Source organism: Chromobacterium sphagni (assembly GCF_001855575.1).
Classification (GTDB): domain Bacteria; phylum Pseudomonadota; class Gammaproteobacteria; order Burkholderiales; family Chromobacteriaceae; genus Chromobacterium; species Chromobacterium sphagni.
The window spans coordinates 387,844-404,581 of sequence record NZ_MKCS01000002.1 but is presented as its reverse complement, the minus strand read 5'-3'; the positions used below and the strand labels follow the sequence as shown (position 1 = coordinate 404,581).

The 16,738-nt window shown below is 63.4% G+C and carries 20 protein-coding genes; 14 read left to right on the top strand and 6 right to left on the bottom strand.

From position 1 onward, the window contains the following. Positions 1–2: 2 nt before the first annotated feature. Positions 3–935 carry an exopolyphosphatase gene (locus BI347_RS17810; RefSeq protein ID WP_071113274.1) on the bottom strand — a complete coding sequence of 311 codons (933 nt, stop codon included), beginning with the start codon at positions 933–935 and terminating at the stop codon, positions 3–5. Between the two features lie 31 nt (positions 936–966). After that, positions 967–1,554 carry an IMPACT family protein gene (locus BI347_RS17805; RefSeq protein WP_071113275.1) on the bottom strand — a complete coding sequence of 196 codons (588 nt, stop codon included), beginning with the start codon at positions 1,552–1,554 and terminating at the stop codon, positions 967–969. Between the two features lie 123 nt (positions 1,555–1,677). Between BI347_RS17805 and BI347_RS24860 the strand changes: the two genes are divergently transcribed. The 9 genes from BI347_RS24860 to BI347_RS17765 all read left to right on the top strand — a co-directional run bounded on the left by BI347_RS24860 (position 1,678) and on the right by BI347_RS17765 (position 7,022). Beyond that, positions 1,678–1,809 (top strand): hypothetical protein, encoded by a 132-nt coding sequence (locus BI347_RS24860; protein WP_275638517.1) that lies wholly within the window; start codon positions 1,678–1,680, stop codon positions 1,807–1,809. 105 nt (positions 1,810–1,914) lie between these two features. Beyond that, positions 1,915–2,340 (top strand): NfeD family protein, encoded by a 426-nt coding sequence (locus tag BI347_RS17800; protein WP_071113276.1) that lies wholly within the window; start codon positions 1,915–1,917, stop codon positions 2,338–2,340. Between the two features lie 7 nt (positions 2,341–2,347). Beyond that, on the top strand, positions 2,348–3,289 hold the full coding sequence (locus tag BI347_RS17795; RefSeq protein ID WP_071113277.1) for an SPFH domain-containing protein: 942 nt from the start codon (positions 2,348–2,350) through the stop codon (positions 3,287–3,289). A gap of 61 nt (positions 3,290–3,350) precedes the next feature. After that, positions 3,351–3,884 (top strand): septation protein A, encoded by a 534-nt coding sequence (locus tag BI347_RS17790; RefSeq protein ID WP_071113278.1) that lies wholly within the window; start codon positions 3,351–3,353, stop codon positions 3,882–3,884. Then, a complete protein-coding gene (locus BI347_RS17785; protein WP_071113279.1) occupies positions 3,884–4,186 on the top strand; it encodes a YciI family protein in 303 nt (100 codons plus the stop codon). Before BI347_RS17790 ends, BI347_RS17785 begins: the two co-directional genes overlap by 1 nt. Then, positions 4,183–4,449, top strand: coding sequence for a BolA family protein (locus tag BI347_RS17780; protein ID WP_071113280.1), 267 nt, complete (start codon positions 4,183–4,185; stop codon positions 4,447–4,449). The genes BI347_RS17785 and BI347_RS17780 overlap by 4 nt, the downstream gene beginning before the upstream one ends. 20 nt (positions 4,450–4,469) lie before the next feature. Further along, entirely contained in the window at positions 4,470–5,264 is a 795-nt protein-coding gene (locus BI347_RS17775; RefSeq protein ID WP_071113281.1) for a peptidylprolyl isomerase, read from the top strand. A 32-nt stretch (positions 5,265–5,296) separates the two neighbouring features. Then, on the top strand, positions 5,297–6,079 hold the full coding sequence (locus BI347_RS17770) for a peptidylprolyl isomerase (RefSeq protein WP_071113282.1): 783 nt from the start codon (positions 5,297–5,299) through the stop codon (positions 6,077–6,079). A 214-nt stretch (positions 6,080–6,293) separates the two neighbouring features. Beyond that, complete coding sequence (locus BI347_RS17765) at positions 6,294–7,022, top strand: peptidylprolyl isomerase (protein WP_071113283.1); 729 nt, start codon at positions 6,294–6,296, stop codon at positions 7,020–7,022. A gap of 18 nt (positions 7,023–7,040) precedes the next feature. On the opposite strand, the gene BI347_RS17760 is transcribed toward BI347_RS17765, so the two are convergent. Next, positions 7,041–8,360, bottom strand: coding sequence for a chitinase (locus tag BI347_RS17760; protein ID WP_071116608.1), 1,320 nt, complete (start codon positions 8,358–8,360; stop codon positions 7,041–7,043). A gap of 272 nt (positions 8,361–8,632) precedes the next feature. Between BI347_RS17760 and BI347_RS17755 the strand changes: the two genes are divergently transcribed. Beyond that, positions 8,633–10,102 (top strand): S41 family peptidase, encoded by a 1,470-nt coding sequence (locus BI347_RS17755; protein ID WP_071116607.1) that lies wholly within the window; start codon positions 8,633–8,635, stop codon positions 10,100–10,102. Positions 10,103–10,151: 49 nt separating this feature from the next. Here BI347_RS17755 and BI347_RS17750 read toward each other — a convergent pair whose 3' ends face one another. Both BI347_RS17750 and BI347_RS17745 read right to left on the bottom strand, forming a co-directional pair. Then, the gene (locus BI347_RS17750; protein WP_071116606.1) at positions 10,152–10,835 is read right to left on the bottom strand and encodes a DsbA family protein; all 684 of its coding nucleotides are present in this window, start codon (positions 10,833–10,835) and stop codon (positions 10,152–10,154) included. 5 nt (positions 10,836–10,840) lie between these two features. Beyond that, on the bottom strand, positions 10,841–11,701 hold the full coding sequence (locus BI347_RS17745; RefSeq protein WP_071114440.1) for an MBL fold metallo-hydrolase: 861 nt from the start codon (positions 11,699–11,701) through the stop codon (positions 10,841–10,843). A 141-nt stretch (positions 11,702–11,842) separates the two neighbouring features. Between BI347_RS17745 and BI347_RS17740 the strand changes: the two genes are divergently transcribed. The 4 genes from BI347_RS17740 (at position 11,843) to BI347_RS17725 (ending at position 16,208) form a co-directional block, all read left to right on the top strand. Then, entirely contained in the window at positions 11,843–12,754 is a 912-nt protein-coding gene (locus BI347_RS17740) for a LysR family transcriptional regulator (RefSeq protein ID WP_071114439.1), read from the top strand. Positions 12,755–12,950: 196 nt separating this feature from the next. Then, positions 12,951–13,733, top strand: a complete 783-nt coding sequence (locus tag BI347_RS17735; protein ID WP_071114438.1) for a class II glutamine amidotransferase — start codon at positions 12,951–12,953, stop codon at positions 13,731–13,733. Between the two features lie 61 nt (positions 13,734–13,794). Next, a complete protein-coding gene (locus tag BI347_RS17730; RefSeq protein ID WP_071116605.1) occupies positions 13,795–15,600 on the top strand; it encodes a putative nucleotidyltransferase substrate binding domain-containing protein in 1,806 nt (601 codons plus the stop codon). Then, on the top strand, positions 15,600–16,208 hold the full coding sequence (locus BI347_RS17725; protein ID WP_071116604.1) for a 3'-5' exonuclease: 609 nt from the start codon (positions 15,600–15,602) through the stop codon (positions 16,206–16,208). The genes BI347_RS17730 and BI347_RS17725 overlap by 1 nt, the downstream gene beginning before the upstream one ends. A 25-nt stretch (positions 16,209–16,233) precedes the next feature. Here BI347_RS17725 and BI347_RS17720 read toward each other — a convergent pair whose 3' ends face one another. Further along, entirely contained in the window at positions 16,234–16,725 is a 492-nt protein-coding gene (locus BI347_RS17720) for a GNAT family N-acetyltransferase (RefSeq protein WP_071114435.1), read from the bottom strand. Positions 16,726–16,738 lie beyond the last annotated feature (13 nt).

The following is a 16,738-nucleotide window of genomic DNA, read 5'->3' as shown; positions in this document are numbered from 1 at the left end:
GGTCAGCCCAGGCCGCGGATGCGGGCGAGCAGCTCGTCCAGCACGTCCTCGGCCCGGTCCGACGGCACCTGGCAGGTGCCGGCCGCGTCATGCCCGCCGCCGCCGTACTGCAGCATCAGCGCGCCGATATTGGTGCGCGCGCTGCGATCGAGGATGGACTTGCCGACGGCGAACACCGTGTTCTGCTTGTTCAAGCCCCACATCACGTGGATGGAAATATTGCAGTCAGGAAACAGCGCGTAGATCATGAAGCGGTTGGTGGGGTGGATGATCTCCTCGTGCAGCAGGTTCAGCACCACCACATTGCCGTGCATTCTTGAGCAGCGCAATATCTGCTCCTTGGCCTGCGCCTCGTGCTCGCGATACAGCGCCACCCGCTCCATCACGTCCGGCAGCGCCAGAATCTGTTCGATGCTGTGATTGCGGCAGTAGCCGATCAGATCCATCATCAGCTGGAAATTGCCCACCCGGAATTCGCGGAAGCGGCCCAGGCCGGTGCGGGCGTCCATCAGATAGTTGAGCAGCACCCAGCCCTTGGGATTGAGGATTTCCTCTGCGCTGAATTGGGCGGAGTCGGCCTTGTCCACCGCGGCCATCATCTCGTCGCTGATGCCGGGAAAAGCCTTCTTGCCGCCATAGTGGTTGTAAACCACCCGCGCCGCCGACGGCGCCTTGGGATCGATCACGTAGTTGTCGAGATCGGTGGCGTTGCGCAGTGTCTCGGACAGGTGGTGGTCGAACACCAGATGAGCCTTGGCGACATACGGCAGATTGGTGGTGATGTCGTCGGCGCTGATGTCCACCTTGCCGTCCTGCATATCCTTGGGGTGGGCGAACTTCACCTCGTTGATCAGCTTGAGCTCGTTGAGCAGCACCGCGCAGACCAGGCCATCGAAATCGCTGCGCGTCACCAGACGATATTGCTTCTGCGTCATTCCCATTCTCCCGTTTCTCCCGCATTGCCCTTCAGCCATCCGGCAGCAGCCTGACCGCACCGGACATCCTGTCTGTCAGCTGCGCCATCCCCGCGTCGCGGGCAGCCTCGGGCAGCTCGATGGTCAGCACCGCCTGCTCCGCATACTCCAGCGCCACCACCGGGAAACCCAAGTCCTGGCATAGATGGCGGAGCCTGGATTCGGCGGCGAAATCCACCGCCAGCCGCATGCGGCGCATCCGCACCACCGGAATCAGGCGGGCTTCGGCCAGCGCGGCGTTGACAGCTTGAGTGTAGGCCCTGACCAGCCCGCCCGCACCCAGCTTGATGCCGCCGAAATAGCGCACCACCACGGCAAGCACATTGGTGATTTCCTTGTGCTGCAATACGTTATACATCGGTTTGGCGGCGGTGCCGGATGGTTCGCCGTCGTCGTCCAGCATGGAGTCGCCCTCGCACAGCAAGACCGCGCAATAGTGGCGCGCATCCGGCCAGCGGCGGCGGATGTCCGCCAGCGCGCTTTCCGCCTCGGCGCGGCTTGCCGCCGGCAGCAGCACGCCGATGAAGCGGCTCTTGCGGATTTCGATTTCGGCGCTGGCGCGGGCCTGCAACTGGAACATTCGCGTCACTCCATGGTCTCAAACGGGCGGGCATTGTAAACCTGCTGCGGGCAATCGGGAAAAGCCGGCCGCCCATCCACGGTCTAGACTGGAAACAGGAACAGGCTTGCAAGGAGCGGCGTCATGAAAACCCTGCTGCTGTTGTGCGCGATAGTAGCCGTGGCCGGGCTGTGGCTGTACGTCAAGAAAATGTGGCTGGAAAGCGAAGACCGCATCCACCTGTCGCATCACCTGCCCGACCGCGACCATGTCTGAGGTTTGGCCATCCCCGTGCGGCCAGACCGAGAGGGGCGGCATGTCCGTTGTCATTTTCCCGGAATGACCGGACAATGCCTGTCATGGCCAACCAATGGGGATTCCATGTCGCAAGCCATTACTTTCTGGTTCGGTTGCGCGCTGGTCGCGCTGATACTCGAGTTCATGTCCGGTACCTTCTATCTGTTGATGGTCGCGCTGGCAATGAGTTGCGGCGGCATCGCCGCCTGGCTCGGCATGCCTGAGACCGCCCAATGGCTGATAGCCAGCGTGTGCGGGGGCGCCGGCGTGCTGCTGATCCGGCAGCGCAAGCGGCGCAAGATCGTTCCACCGCCCCCCGGCGACGACCCCGACTGGGGCCAGCAAGTACAGATCCGCACCCTCACCTCGCCCGGCCACGCCCGCATCTTCTACCGCGGCGCCGAATGGGACGCGCAACTGCAGGACGAAAACCTGAACGCCGGCGATGCCGGCTACATCTGCGGCCGCGACGGCAACTTGCTGAAAATCTCCTCAAAACAACCGGAATAAAACTACCATGGAAATCGCCCTGATATTGTTTCTGGCCGTTGTCGTCTTCATTTTCAAATCGCTGGCGGTGGTGCCGCAGCAAAATGCCTTCATCGTCGAGCGGCTGGGCCGCTACCACGCCACGCTGTCGCCGGGCCTCAACATCATTCTGCCCTTCATCGACCGCGTGGCCTACAAGCACAGCCTGAAGGAAATCCCGCTGGATGTGCCCAGCCAGATATGCATCACCCGCGACAATACCCAGCTGAAAGTGGACGGCATCCTGTATTTCCAGGTGACCGACGCCAAGCTGGCGTCGTACGGCACCAGCAACTTCATCGTCGCCATCACCCAGCTGTCGCAGACCACGCTGCGTTCGGTGATAGGCAAGCTGGAACTGGACAAGACCTTCGAAGAGCGCGACGACATCAACCGCACGGTAGTCGCATCGCTTGACGAAGCGGCGATCAACTGGGGCGTGAAAGTGCTGCGTTACGAGATCAAGGACCTGGTGCCGCCGCAGGACATCCTGCACGCGATGCAGGCGCAGATCACCGCCGAACGGGAAAAGCGCGCGCGCATCGCCCAGTCGGAAGGCGTGAAGATGGAGCAGATCAACCTGGCCACCGGCGCGCGCGAAGCAGCCATCCAGAAGTCGCAGGGCGAGATGCAGGCCACCATCAACAACTCCGAAGGCGACAAGCAGGCCGCCATCAACAAGGCCAAAGGCGAGGCCGAAGCGCTGCGACTAGTGGCCGATGCAACAGCCGACGCGCTCAACCGCATCGGCGGCGCGATCCGAAATGACGGCGGACTGGAGGCGGTCAACCTCAAAGTGGCCGAGCAATACATCGCCGCATTCGGCAAATTGGCCAAGGAAAACAATACCATCATCATGCCGAGCAACGTCGCCGACGTCGGCGGACTGGTCGCCAGCGCCTTAAGCGTAGTCAAACAAACTAACCGTTAATCTTGCCTCCAGGCCCCGGCGCAGCTTGAATCTGCGCCGGGCTGCCCCCATAATCACCCGCATGAAATTTTTTACCGATCTCCTTCCCGTCCTGCTGTTCTTCGGCGCTTATTGGCTGACGCGCGACATGTACGTCGCCACCGGAGTCGCCATCGTCGCCACCATCGTCATGGTGGCCTGGGCCTGGATCAAGCACCGCAAGGTTGACGCCATGCAATGGGTCAGCTTGGGCCTGATCGTGGTGCTGGGCGGCGCCACCCTGCTGCTGCACGACAAGCACTTCATCATGTGGAAGCCCACCGTGCTGTACTGGGTGATGGGCGGCGGCCTGCTGGTCAGCGACCTGGCCGGCAAGAACGGCCTGCGCATGATGATGGGCCAGCAGATCAGCATGCCCGACCCGGTATGGCGCAAGCTCACCTGGGCTTGGTGCGGCTTCTTCGCCCTGATGGGCGGCCTGAACTTGTTTGTCGCTTACCACTTCAGCGAAGACGTCTGGGTGAACTTCAAGCTGTTCGGCGGCATGGGGCTGATGCTGCTGTTCGTCATCGCCCAAAGCCTGTTCCTGGCCAAGTACATCGAGGAAAAAAAATAATGCTGTACATGATCATCGCTCAGGACAATCCGAACAGTCTGGCCCTGCGCCTGTCCGGCCGCGCCGAACACCGCGCCCGGCTGCAGTTGCTGCAGGATCAGGGACGGATGAAGTTGTCGGGTCCCCTGCCCGCCATCGACAGCCAGGATCCAGGACCGGCGGGCTATACCGGCAGTCTGGTCGTCGCCGACTTCTCCTCGCTGGAGGAAGCCAAGGCCTGGGCCGCCGCCGATCCGTATCAGGCGAACGGCGTCTATGCCGCCGTGGAGGTCAAGCCTTTCGTCCAGGTATTCCCCTCATGAGCACGACGGTACAACTGCTGGAAGCCGCGCTGCAGCGACTGGCCCCGGAACACCTAGACATTCAGGACGACAGCGCCCTGCACGCCGGCCATGCCGGCGCCAGAGACGGTGGCGGTCACTACACGCTGACGATCGTCAGCGCGAGCTTTGCCAATCTCAGCCGGGTGCAGCGCCACCGGCTGGTTTACCAAACTCTGGGCGAACTGATGACCGGCCGCGTGCATGCGCTGGCCATCCGCGCCCTGACTCCAGAAGAACTCTGAATTTCTACAAAGGGCTAAGCATGAAGCATTCCCGTATCGCGGCACTGCTGTTGGCTGCAACCATCAGCCTGCCGGCGGCAGCCGAATCCATCGCCGTGGTCAATGGCACCGCCATCGACAAGACCGAACTGGACGCCGCCGTAGCCAATGTGGTGCAAAGCAATGGCGGCAAGGTGCAGGACTCCCCCGAACTGCGCGAACAGCTGAAGAGCTCGCTGATCAACCGCGAAGTCATCCTGCAGGAAGCCGCCCGCCGCGGCCTGGACAAGCAGCCCGCCTTCACCCAGCGCCTGAACGAAGTGCGCGCGGAACTGCTGCGCGACGCGCTGTTCGGCGACATCGTCCAGAAGGCGAACATCAGCGACGCCCAGATCAAGGAACGCTACAACCAGCTGGTGGCCAAACAGGCAGAAGCCAAGGAGGTGGAGGTTCACGCCTACCAGATCACGCTGGCCAGCGAAGCCGATGCCCAGAAAGTGATCGCCGCGTTGAAGAAAGGCGCCAAGTTCGACGACCTGGCCAAATCCAAGTCCATCGACCCCAACGCCAAGCAAAGCGGCGGCGACATGAACTGGGGTAATCTGTCGCGCATGGACCCAAAGCTGGCCGAAGCGCTGAAGCAGATCGGCAAGAACCAGATCAGCAGCAAGCCGTACCAGTCGCAACTGGGCTGGCATGTGTTCAAGGTTACCGACATCCGCAGCGCCCAACTGCCGCCGCTGGAGCAGATCCAGCCGCAGATCGGCCGCCAGCTGCAGGAAGAGACGATCGCCAAGACGGTTGAAGACTTGCGCGCCAAGAGCAAGATTCAGTAATCCACCTACCCCCGACCCAGGAATAAAAGAAAATGCGTAAACTCCTGCTGACAACCGCCCTCGTCGCCGCCTTCGCCGGCAGCGCCATCGCCGTGGCCGGCCCCACCATCAATGGCCAGCAAATCACCGATGCCCGCATCGACGCCGTCGCCAAGATGATGGAAGCCCAAGGCCAGAACGTGACTCCGCAGGCCCGCGACCAGATCAAAGACCAGCTGGTCACCGCCGAGGTACTGCGCCAGGAGGCCCTGAAAAAGGGCCTGGACAAGACCCCGGACTTCTCCGCCGAACTGGCCAATATGCAGGCGATGGCGCTGGCCAACCGTCTGATCAAGGACTTCGAGAAGGCCAATCCGATCAGCGACACCGAGCTGAAGGCCGAATACGACAAGTTGGTCGCCTCGGTTCCGGAAACCAAGCAATACCACGCCCGCCACATTCTGGTGAAGACCGAAGCCGAAGCCAAGTCCGTGATCGAAGCGCTGAAGAAGGGCAAGGCCTTCGACAAGCTGGCCAAGGAAAAATCGCAGGATCCGGGCAGCAAGGCCAATGGCGGCGATCTGGGCTGGCAGGAAGCCGGCACTTTCGTAGCGCCGTTCTCCGAAGCAATGAGCAAGCTGGCCAAGGGTGAAGTCACCGCCAAACCGGTGAAGACCGAATACGGCTGGCACGTGATCAAGCTGGACGACATGCGCACCCAGCGCAACGTACCGGCGCTGGACGAAATCCGGCCGCAGCTGACCCAGCGCGTGATGGGCGCCCGCGTCGAGAAATACGTCGCAGATCTGAAGGCCAAGGCCCAGATCCAGCAGTAATCGCACCCGGCAAAAACAAGGGGACGCCTCGCCGTCCCCTTTTCCCTGCCCAGGCTTGACAGCCCAGCCCTCTGCGCTTACCTTCGCCGGCATTGCACCGGCGCCGCTGCCGCTCCTTGGCAGCCTGCATCCTCCATTATCGTCGGCATGCCGTTCCGGGGCATGCCGCTACCCGAATGGCCCGCAGACGGCCTTTCCCACACAGGAAACATTCATGACCATTACCGTCAACGGCGTTGAAATCAACGAAGAAATGATCGCTTCGCAACTGGAGCATTACAGCGATACCCCCAGCCCACGCGACACCGCCATTCAGCAACTGATCCTGCACACCTTGCTGGTACAACAGGCCAAAGCCGAAGGCATCGCCATTGACGACGAACAGCAAGCCATCCAGGCCTTGCTGGATCAGAAACTGCAAGTCCCGGCCGTTGACGAAGCCAGCTGCCGCGAATTCTACGAGCAATACCCGGATCGCTTCGTCAGCGGCGACAGCGCCGTGGCCAGCCACATCCTGCTGCCCAAGGGCGAAGGCCTGGAAGCTGGCCTGATCAAGGCCAAGGCCGAAGGCATCCTGGCCGAAGTGCAGGCCGCCCCGTCCCGCTTCGCCGACCTGGCCCGCGAACACTCCACCTGCCCGTCCGGCCAGCAAGGCGGCAGCCTGGGCCAATTCGGCCGCGGCCAGATGGTGCCGGAATTCGAACAGGCGGTGTTCAGCACCGCAGCCGGCGAAATCACGCCCGACCTGGTGGAAACCAGTTTCGGCTACCACATCATCCAGGTCAACGAGCGCGCCGAAGGCAGCAAGATCGGCTTTGACGAGATCAAGGACCGCCTGCAGCAGTACCTGACCGATCTGGCCTCCAACCAAGCCATGCACGAATACCTGAACAGCCTGGTCGGCGCCGCCGACATCAGCGGCTATTCGATGAGCGCTCAATAAGCGCCTACCGCTTCAGCCTCACCAGGCCGTCCGCACGGTGCGGACGGCTTTTTTCATTTTCGCCTGCGTCGCCGGCAGTTGATGCAGGCTGCCGGCCACAGGCTTGGAGAAGACATAGCCGTCGTGGCTGTCCCAGTTGATCGACCAGCTCATCACGCCGCGGAAGCTGGGATAAGCCTGAGCCGGCAGAATGGCGCCGCAGCTTTGCAGGCTGGTCAGGCAGGTGAGCGATCTGGCCACGGTGTCGGCGGTGACAAAGCCGGAGTTGGCGGAGCTGCGGCCGGACGGCACGCCGAAGGCCACCTGGTCCGGCCGCAGGCCCTTGAAGCTGCCGGACGCGCCGTTGCCCAGCGGAAAGCCCTCGATCAGCATCTTGCTGCCCGCCACCAGCATGTCTTCCGATCCTTCGGCCAGCGCGCCGTTGGAATACGGCGTGTACAGGCCGCCGTTGTTGTAGTACTGGACATGGATCACGCTCAAATCGTCGCGCAAGCCGTCGATGATGGGCAGATAGGCGCCCCAGTTGCCGCCGTAAGCGACGAACCCGCCCTGCACATACGGATGCTCCGGCGCCATGGACAGGTAGAAGTTGGATCCCACCTTCGCTTTTAGCTGCTTGACGCCGGCAATCAGGTTATTGATCACCGGCGCGCCCACCACGATGCCGCTGCCGCTCTCCAAATCCAGATCGATGCCGTCGAAGCCGTACTGGGCGATGATGGCCGCCAGGCTGTTGACGAAGTTCTGCACCTGGGAAGCATTGTTCAACGTCACCGAACAGTTCTGCCCGCCCAGCGACAGCACCACCTTCTTGCCCTTGGCCTGCTTGGCGCGGATGTCCTGAATGAATTGGGCGGCGCTGCCCGCGCTGGGGTCCAGCGTGAAGCTGACATTGCCGTTGCCGGCGTCGTCGGCGAAGGCCACCACGATCACATCCCAATCGTCGCTCACCTGCGCCAGCGGATAGGTGTTGCCGCTGGGATTGGCGAAGTTGTGCCAATAGCCTATCAGCGCATGCTTGGCGAAAGGCACGGTATTGCCGGGGGGCGCCGGCGGCACCGGAGGAGTGGGAGGAGTTGGCGGCGTAGGATCGCCGCCGGAGCAGCTGCCGCCCGCCGCCCACAATGTCGGCGTGCTGGCCGGGTTCCAGTTGGCGCCGACATAGGCGGTGTGCGCCACCAGCGCGGTGTAATTGGCGTTGCCGTAGCTGACCACGTCGCCCACCTTGTAGCTGGTGCCTTCCGCCCAATTGGGGCACGCCGCCATCGCCAAGTTGCCGTAGGCCAGCGCGATAGCCAGCGCTACGCCACTCAAGGTCCTGCTTACGCCATTATGCATTTGCCGTCTCCCTGTGCTCAGTCAACCACAATTGGTATTTAACTGGTATTTCAGACTATGCAATACAAACAAACTTGCAAGAGATAAATTCAAAATAAATATTCTATTCAGCAAATTAACAATTAAATAAACTCGTTTGACATCATTAAAGATACGGATACAATTTGCGATGGCCGCATCAAAACCCATCGCAAATCCGCCTCCGCCGCCAATTGACTCCAGGACGCCTTTTCATGAGCCGTCGCGCATGCACGCCCCTCCGCATCTGTCTGATGCTTGTCTTGCCGATTCAACAGGGATGCGCCTCGGCAAACTCCGCCCCTGCTTTTGACCGCGCGGCCTGGCAACAAGACTATCACCTGCTGAAACAGACACTGCAGCAGCACTACTCCCATCTGGCCTGGATGGCTTCGCCTCAAAGCGGAATCGATCTACCCGCGTTGGACCGGCAGACGCAAACCGCGCTGCAACAGGCGCATGATGACAACGCAGCCCGCCAGGCCATCGTCGGATTCCAGCAAGGCTTTCACGATGGCCATTTCTCGCTGTTGACCTCGACTCCAAACTCTCCGGAAACCGGCAGCAGCAACGAACCCAAGCTGCGCGCGCCGCTGCAGGATGACAAGCTGGATGGCTGCGCGGCCCTGGGCTACGAGCAAGACAGCAAAATCGCGTTTTCCCTGCCATTTGAAACCCTGCCCGGCTTTCATCTGACCTCGGACGGCTTGTCGGAAGCCATGCGCAGCGGCTTGGCGGACCTTGGCCAAGCGGGCAAGGCCGCGGTGTTGCGCATCCCCACCTTCAGCCCCAAGGGCTATCCGCTGGAGTGCCAGCGAGTGTGGCAATCGGCGGTGAGGCAGGCCGGCAAGTTCGACTCGGAGAAGTTGTTCAACCTCACCGATCAGTCATGGTTCACCACGCTCGGCCAGCGGCTGGGCCGGCTGAGAGCCGCGGGAGCCGACACCCTGATCCTCGACGTGGGCGACAACTCCGGCGGCAATGACAGCGGCGACGCCATGGCCAGGCTGCTGACCGACAAGACGGTCCGCTCGGCGCCGCTCTGGATGGTCAGGAACAAGGCCGGGAAAGCCTATCTGGATCAGTGGATTTCAGATCTGACCCGCGACCTTCCCGACTCGGCAAACGCGACAGACAAGGCCAGGCTGCAAGGGCTGCTGCAAGATTTCAGACAAAAGCGCGCCGAGCTAGACAGCCAACCGAGCGAAGACATGGGCTGGGTATGGCGCGAGCAACGCCGCTGGGCCCCCAGGGCAAGCTATAGCCGGCTGATAGCGGCGGGCTACGCCTCCGGCGCGGTCGATCATCTGGAGCCGGGCAGCTATTCGCAGGCGGTGGCGGAAACGCTGTTCTGGCCCGCCCAGACAGAAAAACTCAAAGGCTCCTGGCTGGGCCGGGTCTATATCGTGACGAACCAGAAAACCTATTCCGCCGCCGAGATGTTCGTCGCCGTCAGCCGCGACAACCAGGTGGCGAAAATCGTCGGCGTCCGCACCGGAGGCGACGGCTGCGGCTTCATGACCCCGTCGGACCCGCTGCTTCTGCCGCACTCCAAGCTCAGATTCCGCATTCCCGACTGCGTGCGGCAGCGCGCGGATGGCGGCGACGAAGTTGCCGGTATCCTCCCGGATTTGCCATTGCAGGCGCGAGAGGGCGAAAGCCGGCGCGCCTTGGCGCAACGGACCCTGCAGGCCATCGCCGCCGACATACTGGCACAGCCATGACATAAAAAAAGCCGCTGCCAAAGGCAGCGGCTTTGCCTGCTTGGACGCTTCAGCGGCAACTGTCCGGCGTACAGAACAGCGCATCGTCGCCGGCGGCTTGCGCCGGCGGCAAGCGGCCCGCCAATTCGGCCGCCAGTTCCTGGGCCTTGCCCAGCCAGTTGGACAACTCCAGCCGCTCCAGCTGGCCATCCTGCTCCAACACCGCCGAGGGAAAGCCGCGCAAACCCAGCCGGCCCATTTGCTGGCGGGTCTGGGCGATATGTTGCTCGGCTTCCCGTTGCGCCGGCTGCCAAGCTTCGGCAAACGGCCCAGCCTCGGCGCCCAGCTCCGCCGCCAGGCGGCTCAATACATCGAATTCGGCAATGCGCAGACCCTGCTGATAATGCGCGCGCTGGATGCGGGACAGCATCGCCAATGGCTCCACGCCCAGCTTGCAGGCCGCCAGGATGGCCGCGATCGGCGGATCGGAAGCCAGCGGCGCGCCGACATCGTTGAGCAAGCCATCATAGTAGGCCGAGCCGAACGGCTGGCCGCTCATCGCCGCGATGCGCTGGTCGTGCGGCATCACATAGCTGCGCCATTCCGGGGTGATGGTGCGGCCTTCATCGCTGCCTATCATGCCGCCGGCGTGCATTTCCACGCTGACGCCGGGCAGCGCGGCTACAGCCTGCAGCAAGGGGGAGGCGCCATAGCACCAGCCGCACAGCGGGTCGTAGAAGTAATGCAGCTTCATCGGGCTCACCACTTCATTTCACCCTTGCGCACCTTGGCGCCCAGTTCCAGCGTGGAAACTTCGGCCGCGTTCGGGTAGGCCTGCTTCATCGCCTCGACCAGTTCGCCGCTGTTGCGGGTGGCGGCGTTCTTCTGTTCGAAGGTTTTCAGGTAGTCGCGGGTGTAGCGGATGGTGGATACGTCCATCTTGTCGCCGGCGATCATATGGCCAGGCACCACCACTTCCGGCTTCAGCGCCTCCATGTCGTCCAATTGCTTGAACCAGGCCTTGCGCTCGGTTTCGGACTGGGTGTCGGCGGTCCAGACATGCATGCCGGAGTAGATGCCGACATTGCCGACGATGGCATGGATGGACGGAATCCACATATAGCTGCGGTGGCCCAGCACGCCCTGGCTATCCTTGATTTCCAGCTTCTTGCCCTCCAGGTCCAGCGTGCTTCCCTTCAGCGCGGTCGGCAGCAGAGGATTGGCCTGCGGCGCGTTGGCGCCCATCTTGGGCCCCCAGAACGCGACTTTGCCCTTCACATTGCCCTTGATATGGGCCAGGGTTTCTGGCGCGGCCACCAACTCGGCCTTGGGGAAGACCTGCTTGAGCACCGAAGCGCCAAAATAGTAGTCCGGATCGGCCTGGCTGACATAGATGGTTTTCAGATTCTTGCCGCTGTCCAGCACGCGGGCGGCGATGCGGTAGGCGTCGGCGCGGGTGAAGCCGGTGTCGATCAGGATCGCGTCCTTGTCGCCGGCGACCAGCACCGAGCTGACGTTGAAGCTGTTGGCGTCGGCGTTGTAGACCGACAGCTTGAGTTCGCCGGCGTGGGCGAAACCGGCTACGGACAGGGCGGCGGCGATCAGGGTTTGACGAATCATGGTGTAACTCCTAAGTCTGGTGCCGGCACCCGCCGGCTGGTTGAACTGCGATTCAGTGAAGATGTGCACACTATAAGCGCAGTAATTGCACCAATAAATGAGTTAAACTGCACATTATTGTTTCAAAAAACGTACATATATATGGACAGGCTCACCGCGATGCAGGTCTTCGCCGAAGTGGCGCAGCTGGGAAGCTTCACCGCCGCCGGCGACAAGCTGGACATGTCGCGCCCGATGGTCACCCGCTACGTCGACGAGTTGGAACAGTGGCTGGGCGTGCGCCTGCTGCAACGCTCCACCCGCAAGGTCACCCTCACCGACGCCGGCCTGGCCTGCCTGGCCCGTTGCCAGCAGATGCTGGAACTGGCATCCGAGGTGCGCGCCGACGCCAGCCAGCGCGACGGCCAAGTACGCGGCCTGCTGCGGGTGACAGCCAGCACCTCCTTCGGCCAGGCGGTGCTGGCCGGCGCCATCACCGAGTTTTCCGAACGCCACCCGCAATTGCGGGTGGACCTGCAATTGGGCGACCGCACCGTCAACCTGATAGAGGAAAGGATAGACCTCGCCATCCGCATCACCAATGAACCGGACCCCGGCTTGGTGGGACGGAGGCTGTGCGACTGCCGCTCGCTGGTGGTGGCGTCGCCCGGCTACCTGGCGCGCCATGGCGTCCCGGACCACCCGCTGGAACTGGAGCGGCACCGCTGCCTCAGCTACAGCAACTTCGGCCGCAGCGAATGGCGTTTCCAGCAAGGAGAAGAAGCGCCCTTGCGAGTGCGGGTGAGCGGCCGCATCAGCGCCAACGAGGCCAGCGCGCTGCTCAGCGCCGCCATCGCCGGGGCCGGCGTCAGTCTGCAACCCAGCTACCTGGCCGCGCCCTATGTCCAACGCGGCGAACTGGTGGCGCTGCTGCCGGACTGGCAACCCGCCGTGCTGGGCATCCACGCGCTCTACCCTTCCCGCCGGCTGCTGCCGCTGGCGCTGCGCGGCCTGCTGGACTTCCTGGTTGAGCGCTTCGACGGCCCGCTGCCGCCATGGGACCGCCAGCCCTAATGCCGATGTCCGGCCCCCCCATCGCGGCCTTCCGCAGCGATAGGCATCAGCTTGTGAATTTTTTTCATATCAGGAGCGACAAAATACGGACAGTCGCAATTGCCCGCCGGCGCGAGATCGCCTAAGCTCAGGCTGAATGGATACGCTGGCAAACCGGCCAGCCCGATGCAAACTGAAAAGACGTGGAATCAAGCCGATGTGCCAGCTCTTGGGCATGAATTGCAATATCCCTACCGACATCCTGTTTTCCTTTGAAGGCTTCCACCGCCGCGGCGGCCTCACCGATCACCATGCCGATGGCTGGGGCATCGCCTTTTTCGAGAACAAGGGCTGCCGCATCTTCCTGGACGACAAACCCTCGGTGGAATCGCCGGTGGCCGATCTGGTGCGCCGCTACCCGATCAAGTCGGAAAACGTCATCGCCCACATCCGCAAGGCCACCCAGGGCGCGGTCAACCTGGCCAACACCCACCCCTTCATGCGCGAGATGTGGGGCCAGTACTGGATCTTCGCCCATAACGGCAATCTGGAAACCTTCCAGCCGGAGACCGGCCAATACTACCGGCCAGTCGGCAGCACCGATTCGGAACTCGCCTTCTGCCACCTGCTGGAGCGGCTGCGCAGCAAATGGTCCGAGCCGCCGGAACTGGTCGAGCTGTTCGACGAGGTGGCGCGGCTGTCCGACGAGATCAGCGGCAACGGCGTGTTCAACTTCATGCTGAGCAACGGCGAGGCGCTGTTCGCCCACTGCTCCACCCATCTGCACTACATCATCCGCTGCTCGCCGTTCAACACCGCCCACCTGGTGGACGACGACGTCAGCGTGGACTTCGCCACCGTCACCACCCCGCGCGACCAGGTGGCGATGGTGGCCACCCAGCCGCTGACCGACAACGAACACTGGCAGGCGCTGTCCTCCGGCGAGCTGATCCTGTTCCGCGACGGCGCGCCGCTGCTCACCCGCAAGCCCCACGCCTGACACGCCGCGCGGCGGCGATTGGCCTTATGCTGAAGGCGGGACACCTTCGCACGGAAATGCCATGAGCCGCTTCGACTTCAGCCACCCGCCGTTCGACAGTCTCTCCTCCGCAGAACAAGAGACGCTGGAGACGCGCGCCGACATCGTCTACTACCCCGACGGCGCGCAGGTGTTCGGCCCCGGCCAGCCGATAGAAGCGCTCTACGTGGTGATCAAGGGCGTGGTGTGCGAACTGGCCGGCGACGAAGCGGTCTGCCGCTACCGCGCTCAGGACAGCTTCGACGCCCGCGCCATGACGGCCGGCCAGACCCAGCACCGCTTCGTAGTGGAAGAAGAAGCGCTGCTGTTCTCCCTGCCGCGCGACGCGCTGCTGGCACTGACGGAAAACAACCGGCAATTCGGCGCCTATTTCTACGCCAGCGTGGCCAAAAAACTAGGGCTTCTGGCGCAACGCGCCGGCGGCCGCGAGCTGCAAACCCTGCTCACCGCCACCGTGCGCGACGCCGGCTGCCGGACGCCGGTATTCGTCGACGCAGGCGCCAGCATCCGCGAAACGGCGCAAGCGATGAAACAGCAACGCAGCAAGTCGGTGCTGGTGCGGGACGGCCAGCGGCTGGGCATCTTCACCACCACCGATTTTCGCGACATCATCCTGGACGGCGTGGACAGCGCTGAACCGGTGGGCCGCCACTGCCAATACCAGCTGCTGACCATGGATATCGACGACTTCCTGTTCAACGCGCTGCTGCTGATGACCCAGCGCAACCTGCGGCGGCTGGTGGTCACCGAACAGGGCCAAGCCGTCGGCATCCTGGCGCAGGTGGACGTGCTGTCATACTTCTCCAACCACTCCCACCTTATCGCGCAGAAGCTGGAGCGCGCGCAAAGCCTGGAACAGCTGGCCGACGCCGCGCGGCAGATCACCCGGCTGGTGGAGATCCTCTCCGGCCACGGCATCCGTCCGCTGCAGCTGGGCCGCCTGGTGCAGGCGCTCAACGCCCGGCTGTTCGCCCGCGCCTGGCAGATGGTCGCGCCGCCGGCGCTGCAGGAAAACAGCTGCCTGCTGGCCATGGGATCGGAGGGGCGCGGCGAACAAACGCTGAAAACCGACCAGGACAACGCGCTGCTGCTGCGCGACGGCTATGCGCCAGACGATCTGGCCGCCAGCTGCGACGCCTTCTCCGCCGCGCTGGCCAGCTTCGGCTACCCGCCCTGCCCGGGCGGGGTGATGATCAACAATCCGCACTGGCGCTTGTCCTGCGGGGACATGAAGCGCCGCATCCACGACTGGATACACCGCCCCAGCGGCGAAGGCATGATGCAACTGGCCATTTTCAGCGACGCCGAAGCAGTCTGCGGCGACGCCCGCCTGCTGGACGACTGCCGGACTTGCCTGCGGCAGCGGCTGCAGGATGACGCCGGCTTCTTTTCCCGCTTCGCCCGCGCCATAGCGCAATTCGACACCCCGCTGGGGCCATTCTCCCGGCTGCGCACCCTCGAACATCAAGGCCGCGAGCTGCTGGACCTGAAGAAAGGCGGCATCTTCCCGCTGGTGCACGGCCTGCGCTCGCTAGCGCTGGAGTACGGCGTGGCAGACGCCTCCAGCCAGCAACGGGCGCGCAAGCTGGCGCAGGCTGGCCGCCTGGAGCCGGCGCTGGCCGACGACATCCAGGAGGCGCTGGCCTTCCTGCTGCAACTCCGGTTGGACCACGGCCTGCGCCAGTTGGCCGCCGGGCGCGAGCCGGACAATCTGATAGAACCGGCCAAACTGGGCACGCTGGAACGGGACCTGCTGAAAGACGCGCTGGCGGTGGTGAAGCGCTTCAAGGCGCAGCTGCAGCATCATTACCGGCTGGGAAGCTTCTGATGCTGCGCCGCCTGTACCGGCGATGGCGGCGCGGCCGGCTGCGCGAACCCGGCTATGCCGGCCTGTTCGACGAGCATCCGCACGAGCTGGTCAGCCTGGACTGCGAAACCACCAGCCTGGATGTCTCCCGGGCCGAGCTATTGTCCATCGGCGCGGTGAAGCTGCGCGGCAACCGCATCCTGCACAGCGAAGCGCTATACCTGCTGGTGCGGCCTCGGAGCGAGCCTTCCAGCGACAATATCGCCGTCCATGGCCTGCGCCGGCGCGATGTCGGCCTGGGACTGGCTCCCGAAGAAGCCGTGCGCCGGCTGCTGGACTTCATCGGAGGCCGGCCGCTGATAGGCTACTACCTGAAATATGACGTCGCCGTGCTCGACAAATACGTCAAGCCGCTATTGGGCGCCGGCCTGCCGCAGCGGCGGATAGAAATCTCCTCGCGCTACTACGACTACAAATTCAAGCAACAGCCGGGCGCCTACATCGACCTGCGCCTCGCCTGCCTGTACCGGGATTTGGCCATTCCGGCGCCGCCGCGCCACGACGCGCTGGGCGATGCGCTAGGCGCCGCCATGCTCTATCTGGCGCTGCGCCAGCGCGGTTTCGGCTGAAGCCGGCTCCGCTGGAGACCAGGCTTCAGCTTGAGTCGGCCAGGCGGTCCAGCGCATCCGGGGCCAAGCCCCAGCGCTCCCAGTCGGGGTCCGCCGCCGCTCCGCAACCGCGGTAAAACGCCTTGGCCCGATCATTGTCCTTCAGCACGAACCACTGCAGGCGGCCGCACTGTTTCTCCCTGGCCAGGCGCGCAATCGCGCGCAGCAGCAATCGTCCGACTCCCCGACCGCGCTGCGCCGGTTCGACATACAGACCTTTCAACATCAACGCGGGACGCAAGTCATCCTTGAACGGCACGGTATAGTACGCCGCGTAGCCAAGCAGCGCGCCGCCCTCCTCCGCCACCAGCACGCCGAACGGCGGCAACTCGCCCATCTGCCATCGCCGCAGCTCGGCCGCGCCGATCCGGAAACCGCTTTTCCTTTCGAATGCCGCCAGCGCCGTCATCATCGCCAGCACGATGGCGCTGTCTTCTTCCCGCATCGGCCGGATGCTCGCGCGAACAATCTTGTCCATGACACGCCTCCCT